Origin of the sequence: Halobacillus seohaensis, assembly GCF_042663045.1 — a bacterium.
GTDB lineage: Bacteria > Bacillota > Bacilli > Bacillales > Halobacillaceae > Halobacillus_A > Halobacillus_A seohaensis.
The window spans coordinates 94498-113347 of sequence record NZ_JBHSZV010000025.1 but is presented as its reverse complement, the minus strand read 5'-3'; the positions used below and the strand labels follow the sequence as shown (position 1 = coordinate 113347).

Annotated in this window: 14 protein-coding genes and 1 pseudogene; 12 read left to right on the top strand and 3 right to left on the bottom strand. The window is 38.0% G+C overall.

Annotated elements, in window-relative coordinates; all coding sequences use genetic code 11:
* The first annotated feature begins 119 nt into the window (after window positions 1-119).
* From ACFQIC_RS10060 to xylE, 3 genes are all read left to right on the top strand, one after another.
* Window positions 120-2036: a BglG family transcription antiterminator gene (locus ACFQIC_RS10060; protein ID WP_204708129.1), complete on the top strand. Its 1917-nt coding sequence runs from the start codon at window positions 120-122 to the stop codon at window positions 2034-2036.
* A gap of 95 nt (window positions 2037-2131) precedes the next feature.
* Window positions 2132-4072: a fructose-specific PTS transporter subunit EIIC gene (locus ACFQIC_RS10055; protein ID WP_204708128.1), complete on the top strand. Its 1941-nt coding sequence runs from the start codon at window positions 2132-2134 to the stop codon at window positions 4070-4072.
* Window positions 4073-4364: 292 nt separating this feature from the next.
* On the top strand, window positions 4365-5783 hold the full coding sequence (gene xylE / locus ACFQIC_RS10050; RefSeq protein WP_204708127.1) for a D-xylose transporter XylE: 1419 nt from the start codon (window positions 4365-4367) through the stop codon (window positions 5781-5783).
* A 1231-nt stretch (window positions 5784-7014) separates the two neighbouring features.
* On the opposite strand, the gene ACFQIC_RS10045 is transcribed toward xylE, so the two are convergent.
* Together ACFQIC_RS10045 and ACFQIC_RS10040 are read right to left on the bottom strand one after the other, a co-directional pair.
* A complete protein-coding gene (locus tag ACFQIC_RS10045; RefSeq protein WP_204708126.1) occupies window positions 7015-8172 on the bottom strand; it encodes an ROK family transcriptional regulator in 1158 nt (385 codons plus the stop codon).
* A 232-nt stretch (window positions 8173-8404) separates the two neighbouring features.
* Window positions 8405-8860 (bottom strand): YusW family protein, encoded by a 456-nt coding sequence (locus tag ACFQIC_RS10040; protein WP_204708125.1) that lies wholly within the window; start codon window positions 8858-8860, stop codon window positions 8405-8407.
* Window positions 8861-9172: 312 nt separating this feature from the next.
* On the opposite strand from ACFQIC_RS10040, the pseudogene ACFQIC_RS10035 reads away from it, so the two are divergent.
* Window positions 9173-9834, top strand: a pseudogene (locus tag ACFQIC_RS10035) (class I SAM-dependent methyltransferase); the annotation flags it as partial.
* On the opposite strand, the gene ACFQIC_RS10030 reads toward ACFQIC_RS10035, so the two are convergent.
* The gene (locus ACFQIC_RS10030; RefSeq protein WP_204708124.1) at window positions 9831-11243 is read right to left on the bottom strand and encodes a glycoside hydrolase family 18 protein; all 1413 of its coding nucleotides are present in this window, start codon (window positions 11241-11243) and stop codon (window positions 9831-9833) included. The pseudogene ACFQIC_RS10035 and the gene ACFQIC_RS10030 sit on opposite strands and share 4 nt — an antisense overlap.
* A 403-nt stretch (window positions 11244-11646) precedes the next feature.
* Here ACFQIC_RS10030 and ACFQIC_RS10025 point away from each other — a divergent pair, with 403 nt between their 5' ends.
* From ACFQIC_RS10025 to ACFQIC_RS09990, 8 genes are all read left to right on the top strand, one after another.
* Window positions 11647-12258: a hypothetical protein gene (locus ACFQIC_RS10025; RefSeq protein ID WP_204708123.1), complete on the top strand. Its 612-nt coding sequence runs from the start codon at window positions 11647-11649 to the stop codon at window positions 12256-12258.
* A 188-nt stretch (window positions 12259-12446) separates the two neighbouring features.
* On the top strand, window positions 12447-13229 hold the full coding sequence (locus tag ACFQIC_RS10020; protein ID WP_204708122.1) for a fumarylacetoacetate hydrolase family protein: 783 nt from the start codon (window positions 12447-12449) through the stop codon (window positions 13227-13229).
* Window positions 13230-13462: 233 nt separating this feature from the next.
* Window positions 13463-14488 carry a LacI family DNA-binding transcriptional regulator gene (locus ACFQIC_RS10015; protein WP_204708121.1) on the top strand — a complete coding sequence of 342 codons (1026 nt, stop codon included), beginning with the start codon at window positions 13463-13465 and terminating at the stop codon, window positions 14486-14488.
* Between the two features lie 43 nt (window positions 14489-14531).
* A complete protein-coding gene (locus tag ACFQIC_RS10010) occupies window positions 14532-15431 on the top strand; it encodes an energy-coupling factor transporter transmembrane component T family protein (protein WP_204708120.1) in 900 nt (299 codons plus the stop codon).
* A complete protein-coding gene (locus ACFQIC_RS10005) occupies window positions 15421-16281 on the top strand; it encodes an energy-coupling factor ABC transporter ATP-binding protein (RefSeq protein ID WP_204708119.1) in 861 nt (286 codons plus the stop codon). The genes ACFQIC_RS10010 and ACFQIC_RS10005 overlap by 11 nt, the downstream gene beginning before the upstream one ends.
* Before the next feature lie 26 nt (window positions 16282-16307).
* Window positions 16308-17156, top strand: coding sequence for an energy-coupling factor ABC transporter ATP-binding protein (locus ACFQIC_RS10000; RefSeq protein WP_204708118.1), 849 nt, complete (start codon window positions 16308-16310; stop codon window positions 17154-17156).
* Complete coding sequence (locus ACFQIC_RS09995; protein WP_204708117.1) at window positions 17140-17991, top strand: nucleoside phosphorylase; 852 nt, start codon at window positions 17140-17142, stop codon at window positions 17989-17991. The genes ACFQIC_RS10000 and ACFQIC_RS09995 overlap by 17 nt, the downstream gene beginning before the upstream one ends.
* Window positions 17992-18043: 52 nt before the next feature.
* The gene (locus tag ACFQIC_RS09990) at window positions 18044-18850 is read left to right on the top strand and encodes an MTAP family purine nucleoside phosphorylase (RefSeq protein WP_204708116.1); all 807 of its coding nucleotides are present in this window, start codon (window positions 18044-18046) and stop codon (window positions 18848-18850) included.

Here is an 18850-nt window from a genome sequence, read left to right as displayed (position 1 = left end):
AAGCTGCTCACATTAGGCTAGAGGTAGTTAGGCTACGGGACTAATTAACTTACTAATGTTGTATACCTAAGGTTATCTTCGGTAAAATAGACTTAGGTGAGTAGGAGATGATAGCTTTAATGAACGAAAGACAAACAGAATTATTACAAAAATTATTAGTCCATAAGAATGGTGTTTTTCGGGTGCAAACGTTAGCCGATGATCTAAACTGCTCTGAAAAAACATTGCGAAACGACCTGGAAATTATCGAGCAGTTTTTACAGAAGGAGTCGACGGCCCAACTTGTTCGCAAACCGGGGAAAGGTATTTTTCTTTCTGCTGAAGGTGAGGAAAAGTCCAGGCTCTTTCATCTTCTTTATCAACCAGAGATGAAGTCGGATCAAGATCGGATTTTAGAACTAACCTATCGGATGCTTGTGGAGGAAAAGGCACTCACAATGAACGAATTGGCAAAGGGTTATTTTACTACTAAGCCAACAATCAGAAATGATTTAGACGTTATTAGTCGTTGGCTGGAGTCCTATGGTCTGCAACTCATTTCTAAGCAAAGATTAGGTAGTAAAGTTATTGGTAACGAGCTGGATAAGCGGAACGCGCTGGCTCACTTGTCAGAAATTGTACCTTCAACAGTGAACTCGAAAGATTACGTACTTCAGTTATTTCCTTCTTATGAAGTAAATATTGTTAACCAAACATTAACCCAGCTCCAACAGCATTTTTCTTTTACGTTTGCGGACGGAGAATTGGAAAGTCTCCTCATTCATGCATTGGTGATGATTAAACGTACGAGACAAAAATTCTCAATTACGATGAAGGATACTGAACAAACTTTAGTACTACAATCTGAGGAGTACGAGATAGCGGATTGGTTCTTCCAGCAATTAGGAGAAGCTTTTCGCCTTAAACTTCCTAAAGAAGAGCAGGTTTATTTCACATGGCACTTAATTAGCTGTAAGCGTCAGGAGAGAACATCAAGTTCAGTTTCCAATCTTTTGCTGAATGATGTGATTGACCAATTGACATTTCAAATGCAAATTATGACGATGATGGATTTCCGAAATGATCGATTACTCATGGATGGGCTTCATATTCACTTAGAGTCGACAATTCATCGTGTACGTTATGGCCTCACTATTCACAACCCGATGTTGGACCAGATCAAAAAGATGTATCCATATATGTTTAGCATGGTCGTTTTGGCATTAGAGGAAGTAAATCATAAGTATGAACTTAATATTCCAGAGGATGAAGCGGCATATTTAGTGTTGCACTTCCAAGCAGCAGTGGAACGATTGGAGAAGCGCAGAGATACAGCCAAACGAGTATTAATCGTATGTGAATTAGGAGTAGGAATGTCACACTTACTGCAGGCAAAGCTTGAGCAAGCATATAAAGGTATGAACATTATATGCTGTGTAGGTGAGCGGGAAGTTAGACATAAAGTTCATATAGAATCGGTTGATTTTATCATTTCCACGAAATCGTTAGAGATAACTGATATTCCGTATATCGTGATCTCTCCTCTCCTTGAATCTAAAGATAAAAAACAATTGGATCAATTTTTACAGTCGATGGAACGTACAGACAACGAGAGTATGGACACGAGTTCTCTAAACGATTACCTTAATGAACAATTTACTTTCACAAGTGTTCAACTTGACCATCGGTATAAGTTGATCGAAAGACTCGCTAACGAATTAACGGAAAAAGGTAAGGTCAAACCAACTTTTGGACATCGCGTTTTACTTAGGGAACGTTCTTCCGCAACAGTGATAGGTGGAGGTATCGCTATTCCTCACGCTCGTCCTGAGGAAGTAAAGCAAACGACCATCGCATTTGCCATCTTAGATAAGCCGCTCAAGTGGGGACAGGAAGAGGTTTCTGTCGTGTTTTTACTGGCGATTGCTGCGGAAGATCAGAAATTGACACGCCCTCTCATGAAGGCAATATCGAGAGTTAGTGAACAACCTCACCTCGTGAGACAGTTGATTCAGTCGAAGAACTTTTCTGAAATTAAACAAGCTATATCCCAATAATTCATTTATTACCGTAGTTGCGGTAAAAATGAATTATTTTTTATGAGAAAAAATAGCGTATGCTTTAGTTAGATTAAACGTGAGGGGGAAACGTTATGAAAATATTAGCTGTAACCGCTTGCCCAGTAGGCATTGCCCACACTTATATGGCTGCAGAGAATTTACAAAAAGCAGGCGACGATATGGGCGTAAACATAAAAGTCGAAACGCAAGGCTCAATTGGTGTGGAAAATGGACTAACTGAAAAGGAAATTGCAGAAGCTGACGGTATCATTATTGCGAGTGACAAAGATGTATCCAAAGAGAGATTTGGTGGGAAACCACTGCTAATCGTTGGAGTACAGGAAGGTATTCGTGAGCCGCAAAAGTTAATTCAGAAAATCATTGACAAAGATGTATCCGTTTACAAGGGAGATATGCCATCCGCTGAAACGGTAAAGCAAAATAAAAAGGATAAGGAAAATCCGATTTATCGCCACTTGATGAATGGGGTATCCTACATGATTCCGTTCATCGTTGTTGGGGGATTGTTGATTGCGATTTCGCTAGCCCTTGGAGGTAATCAGACTGCAGACGGAATTGTGATACCAGAAGATTCGTTTTGGAAACAAATTGAAAGTTTAGGAGCTGCATCGTTTAGTTTCATGGTTCCGATTTTAGCTGGATTTATTGCTTATAGTATTGCTGATCGCCCAGGGTTAGCGCCAGGAATTATTGGAGGCTATATTGCTGCCGATGGAAGTTTTTACGGAAGTGATGCGGGAGCTGGATTTATCGGCGGAATTATTGCAGGTTTCTTAGCGGGGTATGTAGTGCTAGGTATTAAGAAACTCAAAGTACCAAAAGCCATCCAGCCAGTTATGCCGATTATCTTCATTCCGATCGTAGGTTCACTAATCGTCGGCCTAGTCTTTATATTATTGATTGGTGCACCAGTTGCAGGAATTTTTGAAGGGTTAACAGCATGGTTAGAAGGTATGCAAGGAACAAGTGCAGTTTTATTGGCTCTAATATTAGGTGGTATGATTGCAGTTGATATGGGGGGACCGTTCAACAAGGTGGCATTCTTGTTTGGAGCGGCCATGATTGCTGAAGGAAACTATGAAATAATGGGTGCCATTGCTGTAGCCATTTGTATTCCACCAATTGGTATGGGATTTGCAACGTTTATTAACAAGAAAAAGTATCAACAAGCAGAACGTGAAACAGGAAAAGCATCCTTTACAATGGGCTTATTTGGTATTACTGAAGGTGCTATTCCCTTTGCTGCTCAAGATCCGCTTCGAGTAATTCCAAGTATTGTCGTCGGTTCAATGACCGGAGCTGTTGTTGCAATGTTGAGCAGCGTTGGGGACCGGGTAGCTCATGGTGGTCCAATCGTGGCTGTGTTAGGGGCGGTGGATAATGTCTTCATGTTCTTTATTGCTGCTGCTGTAGGTATAGTTGTTACCGCATTTATGGTCAACCTTTTGAAAAAAGATGTAGAGGTAGCTAGTATGTCCACAGGTGAAATTGTTAATGAAGCAACTCCATCTACTGAACCAAACCAGGAAGAACGCGTAACAGAGACAAAAGAAATAACTAAACTAACTAACATTACAACACCAGAGTTGATCAATATTGATCTAGCAGGAAATACTCGTGACGACGTGATTGATGAATTAATTCAAACACTAGATGCTAACAATGTACTAAATTCACAAGCAGACTTTAAAGAAGCGATTATCAATAGAGAAAAAGAAAGTACAACAGGACTTGGCATGAGCATCGCGATTCCACATGGAAAATCAGACGCTGTAAAGAAACCAGCAGTCGTCTTTGGTATTAAACGTGACGGAGTGGATTGGAGTAGCATGGACGGAACTGATGCAAAGTTAATCTTCATGATTGCCGTACCAAAAGAACGACAAGGTGATGATCATTTAAAGATCTTACAGATGCTATCTCGTCAGTTAATGGATGAGAAGTTTAGAGAAGATTTGTTGAATGTAGAAACGAAAGAAGAAGCTTATAAGTTACTAGAAACAATTAAGTAGGATGAAAAGTACCTGACTCTATTAATGGGATCAGGTATTTTTTTATGGAGATTTGGATAAATTCCTACTGTTTTTGGCTTAATTAATAAGAATATCGGCTCAATTAATATAATTAATTTTATCACTCATTATAGAACACCCCTTCCACTTTAAAATCCCTCCCCCTATAATCCTATAAATTAAACTTTGTTTACCCAATATACAAAGTCAAAATTAAATGATACAATAAATTTGTTGAAAGCGATTACTTTAGAGGGGAGGGAGGAGTAGACTTGATCTACTCCATGAGAATATGAAAAAACATAAGAGTCTTTATATCGTGCTAATCACGTTGGTTGCGACATTAGGTGGGTTATTGTTTGGTTATGATACGGCTGTGATTTCTGGGGCAGAGGGATCCTTGCAGACTTACTTTGCTGATAATCTAGATTTAAGTTCACTTGCTCACGGTTTGACAGTTTCAAGTGCATTAATTGGTTGTATTATTGGTGGATTATTGTCGGGGTATTTTTCGACAAAGTTTGGACGTAAATATTCACTAATCTTAGCGGCTGTACTATTTTTATTTTCAGCGATAGGATCCGCTTATCCAGAGCTACTATTCTTTACTGCAGGTGAACCTAGTTATGCACTACTCATCGTGTTTAATATCTATCGAATTATTGGTGGAATTGGGGTAGGCCTTGCTTCAGCAGTCGCTCCGATGTACATTGGGGAAATTGCGCCATCTCATTTAAGAGGACGGTTAGTTTCTCTCAATCAATTTGCTATTATTTTTGGTATGTTAGTTGTTTACTTTGTGAATTGGGGGATTGCTAGAGGTCAAACCATTGAATGGGTAAATGAAATTGGTTGGAGATTTATGTTTGCATCTGAAGCCATACCAGCTATTTTATTTCTTCTTCTATTATTTACGGTTCCAGAGACACCAAGATATTTAGTCTCACAAAATAAAAACGATGAGGCATTAAATATTTTATCGAAAATCTATGATAAAACGATGGCGAAAGCTACTTTATATGAAATAAATAATTCTTTTGACAGTAAAAAAGGGAAACTGTTTTCCTTCGGTGCTACTGTAGTAGTCGTTGGAATTCTGTTATCAGTTTTTCAACAATTCGTTGGTATTAACGTTGCTTTATATTATGCCCCGCGAATTTTTGAAAGTATGGGAGCGGCTCGTGACGCTTCGATGTTCCAAACGATTATCATGGGATTAGTTAATGTGATATTCACCATAATTGCTATTTTAACGGTAGATAAATTTGGTCGGAAACCATTATTAATTATTGGTTCGATCGGAATGACTGTTGGGATGTTCGGCGTTGCTGGACTGGCATTTTCTAATACTATTGGAATTGCAACACTTATCTTTATCATTATTTATACAGCTTCATTTATGATGTCGTGGGGGCCAATAGTCTGGGTGTTAATATCTGAGATTTTCCCTAACAAAATTAGAGGACAAGCTGTTGCTATAGCCGTTGCGGCTCAATGGGCAGCTAACTATTTTATTTCTTCTACATACCCAATGATGATGGAGTTTAGTGGTGGATTAACTTATGGATTTTATGGGGTTATGAGTATTCTCTCGGCCATTTTTGTCTGGAAGTTTGTACCTGAAACAAAAGGAAAATCATTAGAGCAACTAGAAATGAGATTAAGAAGAGATAGACCTGAGGAAAAAGTCGAAGAATCATCTGCTAGGTGATACTAAAGAACCCTACACTGAAAAGTAGTAACGGTTCACTTGTGAAGTACAAAAAGCTAATTTACAGAACTAGTGACATGATTGTCGCAATACGATTTACATTCTTAACAAGGCTTAGAGAAATTTCACCTCTTAGCCTTGTTTTTATGTATCTTCTTGTTCAACTAAAGCCCCAGATTGTGGAAGACTCATCTTCAGAAATTCCAGTGGTTTCCGTTACAAAGGATGGCGTTAGAAGGTCCGGGAAATCACTCGCTTTCCGTGGGCATGTGGTGAGCTTCCTCAGGCTACGCCTTGCGGGATCTCACCGAACATGTTCATCCCACAGGAGACTCGCAATTTCCCGGACCTTCTTGCTTTCGTAAGGAGAACGGAAAACATCTTCACGTGAGCAGAAGCTTCATACGTGAGAATCGTGTGGGGGGGTGATGCTCTATTCTATAGCATAGGTAAGACACATTCTCCTATGCCGGGGGGGCGTTCATTTCCACCCCTATCCCTATACCGGTAATGAACCACCATGATTTCGGAATGAGCCTTCCTTCCAACTACCCGCTAGTACAAGCGATAGCAACAGTGCAGCTATAGCCCCAGGTTATGAAAGACTCAACTTCAGATATTCTGGTGGTTTCCGTTACGAAGGATGGCGTTAGAAGGTCCGGGAAATCACTCGCTTTCCGTGGGCATGTGGTGAGCTTCCTCAGGCTACGCCTTGCGGGATCTCACCGATCATGTTCATCCCACAGGAGTCTTGCGATTTCCCGGACCTTCTTGCTTTCGTGAGGAGAACGGAAACATCTTCACGTGAGCAGAATACTCATAGTGAAAATCGTGGGGCTGTGTAATTATTGCCATTGAAACCCGCCAATTAGGAAATCAAATTGACCTGTAATGTAATTTGGAACCGGTCTTTACAAGGACGCAAGGAAGCTCCTAGCTGCTGTTTATGGACTGAAATTATTACCACGGTGGCTTTATGTCAACAAGGCCCTTAATAGGCGGGCTTTATTTAAATAGACCATCATACCCATTTATTAACAACTTATCTAAGTGGCTCAATAGATGTAACAGATATCTCATACTTTAGCAAAAACTGAGAACAGCATGATTCTCCAAACAATCATCTAGGAATCGATTCTTAAACAATCCTGCTGGGTTAGTTTAAGTGCATTATTTCACAAACTTTGTTACCTTATTTTAACATGAACTAAACAACTGGGCTTTAATAGATTTAAAAACCAGTTGTTATAAAACGTTCAATCATAAAGTGTGAAGCTCCTAAAGAGGTAGAATAAGGGGTCATGGAAGAAAATGTTACTTCTGCCTTATCCTTATGAAAGTTCAAGGTGTGACGGTTTATGGCATCTAAAACTGATTGATTTAGAAGATCTTCCGCCATCGCAAGACGATTCCCAATTACGACCTTCTTTGGATTAAAGGTATTCAATATGTTGCTTATCCCTATTCCGAGATAGTAACCAACTTTCTCGAAAACCGAGGAGATCTCAGAGTTTGTTTGTGCTTTTTTGATGAGGTAATCCAAACTTAGATCTTCTGGTGAACTTAAAACCGTTTGTGCTTCAAGTTGTAAAGCTTTTTCAGAAGCATACATTTCCCAGCATCCCTGACTACCACAGGAACAATTACGACCGTTTATATCTATCATCATATGTCCTAATTCACCTGAGTAACCCTCTTCGCCTCGATAGATCTTACCATCTATAATCAGTCCAACGCCTATGCCAATACCAGCACTGACATAGACAATATTATTAGGGTCTGAGGTGGAATCTCTATTTCTCTTTTCTCCATAGGCACCTGCATTTGCCTCATTGTCAATCGATACGGGAACTTTAAATGTTTTTTCTAACTCTTCTTTAAGGTTAATATTTTCCCATTTCAAATTTGGCGCGAATAGAATCGTACCTTGATGATTAATAATGCCTGGAACACCAACACCAATTCCGATGACTTCATAGGGAGAAGATGGAGCGTCTTCTATCAAACTATGTATCGTCTTCGTAATAATAGGAAGCATGTGTTCAAAGTCATGCATTGAAATGCTTTGTTTTTGTTCGGATACAATTTCTCCTTTTAAATTCGTTAATATCCCTAAAATATAATTAACGCCTAGATTGATGCCAATAGAGTATCCTGCTTTTTCGTTAAACAAAAGCATAACAGGTCTTCTTCCGCCACTTGAAGATCCTGGCCCATATTCATAAATAATATTTTCATTGATTAACTCGCTCACTAGCGAAGATACTGTCCCTTTGGTTAAACCGAGTTCTTTAGCGATAGATGCACGGGATAAGGGAGCGTGGTTTATAATGAGTTGCAAAACTTTTTGTTTGTTTTCTGATTTAATTGACTGCTGATACCAAGACATGAGTCATCCATCCTCTCAACTACCTGTCCAATTCTTTATTGGTCAATTGTATCATAAGGGGTCTTATTGCTGTCGGTATATTTAGCCGTACCAATGGAAAGTTAATTTCAGATTTTCCGCCATACTTTCTTACTAATTCAACCATAACGCAACTCATTATCCTTCGACCTTTTTAAGACGTACAATCATACCTATTTAAAAAACCCTCTGAAGAGATTCAGAGGGTTGGCTATTAATCTTCATATTCTTTTGTCGTTCCATCAATAAATTCAATATCTAACTCAAATTCCTTGTAAGTTGGATTAAGTTCAAACGTTTGAATTACCTCGTCAATTACTTCATCTTCCGGTGTATTCTCATCAAAAGAGAACTTATGAAAATTCGTTGATAATTGATTGAAAGCTTCACTATCTGTAAACTTCTGATTATCTAAATCCTCAATCGATGCAAGGTTTCTGTTCAAATCATATTCCACTTCATAAGATAAACGGTCCACATAATCAACCTCTAAGTCAAAACTTGTAAAGTTAAGGTTGTTCTCTTCATTTTCAGTGTAATCTATTTCTGTAGGTGTTGTATCCATTGGTTCTAGATCCAGAGCTTCCTGCTGATTGTTCTGGTTGGCACAAGCTGTGAGAATCATGAAACTGCTCATAAGTAATATCAAGTGCATTAATTTCCACTTCATAAAAATCCCTCCATTTTTAGTCATATGTATAGGTTTTCCAAAAGAGTGATTTTTTATATCTGCGGAACAGTTTCATAATGCCAAAAAACAAGGCAAATTGAATCGAATTTCTTAAACTGATACCATAATACATATTAAACACATAGGATTAAAAAGAGGATATGATGGAGGTATGTCTATTTAATGGCTGAATAACCCTTTTCTATCCAACGAGTATATAAACCAAGACTCCATACTACTACTTTATTAAGGATAAGCAATGTTGGAGAAAAAATATTACTTTACTTAGAAGAGAAGGAAAGAATTTTGGCTATCCCTGTAAAAAAATCCATCTATAAAAAAGTGTTAGAAAACTTGTCTACTAAACCATTCAGTGACCTTTTGGGATGGTACAACCACTCAGTATAACGAGGGAACCCTGAATTCAATATTATCTTTAATCGATCATTAAATACGAAAAAACTATCAGAAGACCCTATGCTTACGTTTGCTGAAGGTTATATGGATAAAGACATTGAACTTGAAGGTGATCTTGAATAAGTGATTGAGAGCATGTTTAATCAAAAAGAGAGTATGTTGAATCAACCGAAAGCATTAAAAGCGTTAGCAAAGTTCAAGTCAACGAATAAGAAGGAATCAAAGGGTAATGTTTCTCACCACTATGATCTAGGTAATAACTTTTATAGATTGTGGCTTGATGAAACGATGAGTTATTCTTGTGCTTACTTCAAAAATCCAGATGATACTTTTTGCGCCGTCATTATAATCTAACGTTGCAGCATTGGGCGCATAATTTTGAAGGGAACCTTGACGTAGTTCGGAAAAGTTTTGATGAGCGTTTTATAAGAATGTGGAAATTATATTTGAAGGCTTGCGCCGCAAATTTCACTTGTGGAATTTCAGATTTGCACCAATTTTTAGTTACTAAAGGACCTAATAATAAATTGCCAATGACAAGAGATTATTTATATTATAATTTCCTTATTCGAAAGTTATTTTGGAGGATCGCCCAATTTTGTGGGAAAGGAATACCGAGCGCCCAATAACCAGCTCCTCTAAGACCGTAATTTTTAATCGTGTCAAATTTAACTTGAACGCTACGCGCATCCTCAAACCATACTTCATGCCGCTGTCCGTTATCGTCTATATAGGTGAAAAATGGTGACTGATATTGCTCATCATATTGTATATCAACCCCGTGCTCCGCAGCTAGCTGGACCGCGTCTTTCGGGCTGAAGGTACGAGCTGTTGTTCCTTCTATCCAGGGGACCTCCCATTCTCTGGCGTATAGGGGGATCCCCATAATAATTTTGTCGCGAGGAATAACAGTCACAGCATAATCAAGAACTTCACGGACTTCATTGATCGGCGCAATTGCCCATGGTTCTCCTCCGGCATATCCCCATTCATATGTCATCAGAACTACAAAGTCGACAATTTCACCATGGGCTTGATAATCATGAGCTTCGTAAAGAAGTCCTGATTGATCGCCACTGTCCTTAGGTGCAAGAGCTGTTGAAACGATCAAACCTTCAGGATGGAAACGGTCGACAATTCGCCGAAGAAAATCGTTATAGTTTTCACGATCTTCAGGATACACATACTCAAGGTCAATATTTATACCCGCATATCCTTTCCTATTAACTGTTTGCAGCAGGTTTGTAATCAGTGACTCTTTTAGTTCAGTACTTCGTAAAATAGTGGCTGCTAGGTCTGAACTGAATTCCCCCTGGGAAAAGTTAGTCAGAACTAGAAGCGGAGCAATGTTATTCGCATCTGCAGCTTCTAAAACTGGGAGTTCCTCTAATTCTGTAATACTTCCATCTGCTCGCATTGAATAAGTAAACGGGGAGAGATAAGTTAAATCTCCTCCTAAAGCTAATACTTCCTGTCTGCCTTGCTCACCTACTTGGCTAATATAGGCATTAACTTCTGTAACAGGTTGAAGAGGAGCTGGAATTCGTAAAGTATCTCCTGAATAAAGAAGGGAAGGGTCCGAAATATTGTTCGCTCGGACGATTTCACTGACAGTTATTCCATAACTCTGGGCAATGCTCCATAGCGTTTCACCGGACTGAATGATATGTGGAAAGTAGGGTAATTCGAGCAATTTACCTATATATATTAGTGAGGGATTGGCGATGTTGTTAATTTCCACCAACTCATTAATGGAAACACCGTAGGATTGAGCAATCGACCATAAACTATCCCCTGGCTGGACGACATACTCACGACTAGTTTCAGGGATAACAAGCGCTTGACCTATCACTAATCTGTTAGGGTTATCCAGTTGATTAACTAAAATGATTTGGTTAATACTCGAACCATAAATCTGTGCTATTCGCCATATCGAGTCTCCTTGCTGAACTACATGTATTCGCATAGTTTCTCTCCTTATTTAAAGTCATCTTATATACGATACTATTCATAAAGTACTTGTCCTATTTTAAGAAAGACGGACTCATTGTCACTTTAAGGATTTTTGTTCCTCTATTATGGGTCTTTAGATATCAAAACTTTATTGATAAGTTAGAGAAAGAAGGACTTTTGAATCGTAATAGTTTTAATTTTCTAAATATTGTTGAAATTAAAATGGTTTCATGTATAATAAACAAATAAGAAATCGTTTTAACAGACTACCACTAAAATTTTTGTTGTTTGTGGAAACGTTTTTACATTTGTTAGGTGGTTGAAGACGGTAATGGAAATTTTTAAAAAGGTGAAAGAGGGGAGGTTATTGGACAAGACTATCAATCTAGTCAACCATTAAGGAGGGAAATCTAAAGATGATGAAAAAGAACTCAAGTTTTATCGTTGCGATGATTCCTGCTGGGATTGCTTTAAACTGGGTAGCAAACTCTATTGTTGAAATGTTAAAGCTACCATTATTCTTAAATAATATAGGAACTGTATTAAATGCTATAGTACTTGGACCCCTTTGGGGAGCTGTTACTGCTTTAATGACGAATGTAATCCTTGCGCTGATTGTTCGGTGGACATATCTTCCATTCGCTGCTGTGGGAATATTCGTTGCTTTTTTAGCTTACTTCTTCTTTAAGAAAGGTTGGTTCCAGAAGACTTGGAAAGTTATTGTAAGTGGTACGATTGTAGGTTTGTTGGCTTCAGTTTTATCAACAGTCATTTCCGTTTACGTTTTCGGTGGTTTTTCTGGACATACTGTTGATATATTAACGGCTGGATTAATTGCATCGGGCACAGAAATTTTTAATGCTGCCTTTATTGCAAATATCCCAGGCACGGTGGCAGATAAGGTTCTAACTTTTTGGATTGTGTGGATGATTTTAAAAACTTTTCCCGTGCGATTCTTGCCAAACGCAAAGGAGATCAGAAACAAGATTGGCGTTACTAAAGATAAAGATAAGAAAATTTCAGCATAAAAAAACATCAAAACAACAAATTTTCGGAGACTTGTTGTTTTGATGCGTTAGGTACTTACCATTATTTTATAAAAGAAAGTTATAGAAATCAATCATAAACATTTATTATCCCTTATGGAAATGGCCAGAGTTTACTGAGCCCTTTGGCTATTTCCATAATTATAAAAGTGAAAACAGGAGGTAGAATTATGAAGTTTGTAAGGTTTGAAATGAAGGATGTTTGTGGCATAAGGCAAGGGTTACTTACATCAGTAGGCATAAATGAAATTAGCGGAGATATTTTTAATACTTGGAAATATACAGGCGAGACCTATCTTGAAGATCAAGTTCAGCTATTATCACCTATCAAACCGAATCAAATTATTGGAATTGGAGCAAATTTTGTGGCGGATAAGAAAGACCTTCCGGAGAATACGCCTGAAATGCCTGTATTTTTCTTTAAATCTCTTTCTTCTGTTACAGGTCCAGAATCTGAAATAAAGATTCCAGATTCTATCGAAGAAGTAAAATTCGAATCTGAAATTGCTGTAGTTATTGGAAAAGAGGCAGCTAAAATAAAAGAAGAAAATGTAAATGATTATATATTTGGTTATACGGTTGGGAACGATGTAACGGCCCCACAATATTTTCATGAAGATGGCCATTGGACAATTGGTAAATCTTTTAATACTTTCACCCCACTTGGCCCTGTTATTGAAACTGACTTTGACCCATCAACAGCTAGTATCGTAGCCATTCATAATGGTACAAAAAAACAAGATAGCAAAACGGATTTAATGATCGTTTCCATTAAAAAGATGATTTCTTATCTAAGTAATGTAATGACACTGATGCCAGGGGATGTCATTCTAACTGGAAGTCCTATTGGTGCAGAGTTTCTAAAAGATAGTGACGAAATTGAGTGTAGAATTGAAGGAATAGGATCTCTTAAAAATTCAGTCATTAAAATGAAAAATAGTACACCTGTCTAATTCTATGAGAATGTGTTTCACACTTTTTGACTTAGGGAAACGTTTCCACTAAGTGCTCATGTTGAATTAAAGTTAAACGTTAATTATCAGAAAATTGTTGCAATTTAACCGTGATTAACAGTATAATAAAAACAACTCAGAGAACGTTTTCATCCCAAGGATATTTTCTTATAGTAAATATATTTTTATCCTTGTAGGAAAACGTTTCCACAAAAGGATTGGAAGTGAGAAAGATGGTCACGATCAAGGATGTAGCGAAAGTAGCCAATGTATCTATTTCAACTGTTTCTAGGGTTTTAAATAATAGCGGATACACAAGCACGGGAACAAAAGAAAAAGTAACGCAAGCAGTAGAAGATCTGAAGTTTCAGAAAAATATGGTTGCTACTGCGATGATAAAGAAACAGACATCAACCCTCGGGTTAATCATCCCGGATATAAGAAACATTTTTTATGGGGAATTAACCCGAGCAATTGAAGATCAAGCAAACCAATTCGGATTTAATGTCATTCTTTGCAATACAGATAATGATTTAGATAAAGAAGCAGATTATATTAACTTCTTGCTTAGAAAAGGAGTAGACGGGATTATTTTTTCTACTCCTGAAATGAATGATAGAAACATCAAAGAGATTATAAAAACTAGATCAGATTTTCCTTTTATTATTTTAGGTAGTAAAGTCACCGATGTTCAACTTGATGAGGTATTAGTAGATAACTTTGAAGGTTCGTACCAGGCTACAAATCATCTTTTGGAATTAGGCCACAAAAAAATTGGTTTTATTGGAGGCCAACACAACAGCTACTCAACTATGGAACGGCTGAAGGGATATGAATCAGCGTTAAAGGACAGTGGATTAGAGTCTTACGAAAATCATATCAGACTAGATGAATTTAAGATTCCGAGCGGATACAACAAAGGAAAAGAATTGTTGTCCTTGTCCGATAGGCCCACTGCCATTTTTGCTGCAAATGATGCTATTGCAGTTGGTGTTTATAAGGCAGCAAGAGAACTTAATATACTAATTCCTGAAGAACTTTCGGTTATTGGTTTTGATGATTCACAGTTTGCTGAAATTGTATTTCCACCGCTTACTACAATTAGGACTCCTATTACAGAAATGGCTGAAAAGACAGTGGAATTGGCTATTCAAACTTCTGGAAAGGGTAAAAACTTCAAGGAAACAATTACTTTCCAGCCTTCTTTAATAGAGAGGGAATCTACAAGTCAAGTAGCGGAACAAAAAGACCCATCCTAAAATCAAAAAGCCCATTTGAGGGTTGAAAAGGGAGGAAAAGTGCGTGAACAGTTTATACATGCCAAAAGACAGCTTTATTCATAGTTTGGATCCTCGAACAAAAATGATATTTGTTGCTTTTGTTGTTCTTAGTTCATTTATATTGAATGATCCAGCACTGCAATTGTTATTTCTAGTGGCATTATTTCCGTTAGTAGTCATCTCGAAATTGGTGAAGCCTTACTTAATTTCTATTCAGTTTCTTCTCCTATTTGCTGTACTCATTATGACAGTTCATGGAATTTATAATCCGATTGGAGTCACACCAGTCTTTGAGATTGGAGGACTTACTTTTAAATATGAATCTATGGTTTATGCTAGCGTGATGTCTTTTAGAATACTTGTTATTGGTACAGCAGCCGTACTGTTTGTCATGTCAACTCACCCGTCAGATATGGCCGCCGCGTTAGTGAAATGGAAAGTTCCGCATTCCTTTGCCTTTATTTTGTTGTCCACCTTTCAAATTATACCAATCATCGCTCGAGAGGCGAAAATTGTTATGGAGGCACAGCAAGCTAGGTGTTTAGATGTGAAGGGGAATTTAATTCAAAGAGTTAAAAATTTAGTTCCCATTTTTGCTCCTCTTTTTATCATTACCTTTATGAAAGTTCACCAACTATCTTATGTACTTGAATGTAGAGCATTTAGTAGAGAAGGCAATAAAACGAGTTTGCGTGATACGAAAATTGGTTCAAGAGACTATGCATTTCTCTTCGGAATTACATTGTTTTTAGCCTTTGAGATTTACTTAAGGCTTTATATGAGCGGATCACTCAATTTAACAACAGATGCTTTACTCACCTACTCTCTATTCGGAACATGGGTGGTATTTGGCTTTATGATCGTTAAGTTTGTATTTAAACGAATTCAGCTGTATGTGGGAGGTTTAGCCGATGCCAGATAGTAAAAAGGCAATTGAAGTTTCAGGTTTATCTTTTCAATACCCTGATACAGATGAAAAAGTATTGAAGAACATTAATTTTTCAGTAGATCATGGAGAAATTTTGGGAATTATAGGACCAACTGGTGTAGGGAAATCAACTCTAGCCATGTGTATTAACGGACTAGTCCCCCAAGTCATTAGTGGTGAATTGGAAGGGAAGGTATACGTTAAAGGAATGGATGTCCATCAAGGTAATGTGGCAAAAATGTCTGAACACGTAGGTTTTGTATTTCAAGAACCAGAAAATCAATTAAGTCAGATGACGATTGAAGAGGAAGTAGCATTCGGAATGGGGAATTTAGGAGTTCCAAGAAAAGAGATGGAACCTCGAATAAAAGATGCCCTCCAACAGGTAGGACTATCCGGTTTTGAAAAACGCAGCCCATTAGCTTTATCAGGAGGACAACAACAACGTTTGGCCATCGCTGCTGTACTAGCTATGCGTCCTACGATACTGATCATGGATGAACCTACTTCCATGCTTGATCCAAAAGGGAAAAATGAAGTATATAGTGTGTTGAGAAACCTTAAGGATTATGGCATGACAGGGATTATTATTGATCATGAAGTAGAAAGAATTGCTGAATACTGTGATAGGGTCCTAGTTCTAAGTGAAGGAGAAATTCAAATGCTTGGGACATCGAGCGAGGTATTCACGGAAATTGAAAAGTTACATGAACTAACGCTTCATGCTCCGCAGGTAACTGAGTTTCTTTACCAATATAATCGAGAATTTGATCAAGAGCTAAAATTATCAACAAAATTAGAAGAATCAATAAAAATCTTAGAAAGCGCTTACAAGGGTGTCTGATTATTTAAAAGGAAGGTGCCAATAAAATGGAGCCATATATCTCGGTAAGAAATGTGTCTCATGTTTATCCCAATGGAGTTACAGCTATTAAAGATATTGATTTAGACATCTTTGAGAATGAAGTAGTTGCGATTTTAGGAAGTAATGGCTCAGGCAAAACTACTCTAGTTAAACATTTTAACGGGTTATTAATGCCAACTAAGGGTGAGGTTATAGTAGGAGATTTAAACACAAGAAAAGAAAGGATAGCAAAATTATCTAGTCTTGTTGGATATGTTTTCCAAAATCCGAATCACCAGACCTTCTTACCTAAGGTTAGCCAGGAACTCGCATATGGGTGTAAAAACTTAAAGATGTCTGAAGAGGAAACAGAAGAGCGGGTAAGGAAAGCGATAGAATTATTCCAGCTTCAGGACATTTTGGACGAGAATCCCTTTGATCTAAACTCAAGCCAGCGTAAAGAAGTGGCTATGGCCTCTATTATGGCAATTTCACCACAAGTTATTGTATTAGATGAACCTACTACAGGACAGGACCATAAGGGGTGTATACGCGTACTAGAACTCGTTCGCATGTTCCAAAGACATGGCCATATTGTCATATTAATTACTCATGACATGCATTTAATAGGGGAATTAAATTGCCGCACAGTGGTTATGCATCAAAGTGAAAAAATTGCGGATGATCAAGCAGACACGGTTTTTGCAGATAGAGGAATAATGGCAGAAGCAGGACTTCAACCCCCACAAATCACATCATTAGCAAATGGCCTGTCTTATGTAGAAGAAAACAAAACCTATTTAACTATTCATTCCGTTTTAAAATTGATGAAAGAAAAAAACGAGGAGGGCATTAAAATTGGCTCAAGATCTTAAATGGAAATCAAAAGCAAATCGACCAGAATTAGAGGATCAGTCGCAATATCATATCCGTTGTCGTCCTGGAGATGTAGCAAAGTATGTACTTTTACCAGGAGACCCCGAAAGAGTAGGACAAATGGCGGAACAGTGGGATGAAAAGAAACATATTGCTACTTACAGAGAACACGTAACATACACTGGAAAAGTCGGTGGTGTAGATATCTCTGCGTGTTCTACAGGGGCTGGAGGTCCATCTACAGCCAGTGCCCTTGAGGAATTAGCTGAAATTGGAGCTGAAACCTTTATACGCGTAGGAACTTGTGGGGCAATGCAAGAACATATTGAACCAGGTGATTTAATTATTTGCGCAGGGGCGGTTCGTTATGATGGGACAAGTGATCAGTACGTAGATGCCAAATATCCGGCTATTGCCAACCAGGAAGTAGTTATGTCATTGATTGAGGCTGCCGAGCGTTTAGGTGTTAAGTATCATGTGGGAATTGGCTACACATCTGCTTCCTTCTTCTGTGGTCAGGGACGCCCTGGTTACAACAATTACAATCAAAGTTTTATGGATACTATTATGAATGATATGCAAAAAGCAGGAGTTTTAAATTTTGAAATGGAGGCAGCTACTGTCTTCACCCTTAGTAGTTTATTTAACTTAAGAGCTGGAGCAATTTTCACTGCTGTTGCAAATCGTGTAAAAGATGAGTTTGCCTATAAAGGAGAAGGTGTGGAACAATCTATCGCAGTCGCTACGGAGGCTACCCAAATTTTAAAACACTGGGACGAGTTGAAAGAACGATCAGGAAAATCTTACTTTTATCCTTCACTATTAAACTCTTAAACTCTTAAACCAAAAATATAATTAATTTCAAAAAACAAGGAGGAAAAGACTAATGAAAATAGGAATTGTTGGCGGAACAGGTTTTTATAATTTAGTAGATGGAATGAAGGAAACTACAGTATCCACGGAATATGGTGAAGTAATTGTTTATGAAGGAAAGCATTCAGGGAAGGAGATTTTTTTCCTACCTAGGCATGGACAGTCGCATGATTCTCTCGCCCATGAAATCAATTACCGTGCAAATATGATGGCATTAAAAGAGCTAGGGGTAAACCACGTAATAGCTATGTGTGCTGTAGGGTCACTAAACCCAGATATTCCAGTAGGGGCATTCGCGTTGTTGGATCAATTTATGGATGTCACAACGAAACGTGTGACCACATACGGAAAATACTCTGTAGAAATTACCCAGCCATATTGTCCTGATCTTAACCAGAGCTTCTTGAACGCTGCAGACGAACTAGGTTATGAGGTTACTCCAAAAGCTAATTATATTTGTGTCGATGGTCCTCGCTATGAGACTGCATTAGAAATTAACATTTATAAACAGTGGGGCATGGATGTTGTAGGGATGACGAATGCTACTGAAGCAATCCTTGCAAGAGAACTAGGAATTGCTTATGCAGTAGTGACTATTTCAACAGATTTAGCAGCAGGTACAACCGATGTTCCGCCTGATCTAGATACACATAAAAATGTAGTGATTGATAATCAACAAAAAATTAAAGACTTATTTTTGAAAACTATCGAACGTATTTCAGATGATAAACCATCTATCGCCCATGAAGCTTATGAAAGAGCGCTATCTGCACGTAAAGAGAAACTGGAGAAATCAGAAACTAGTGAAGCAAATGTGTAG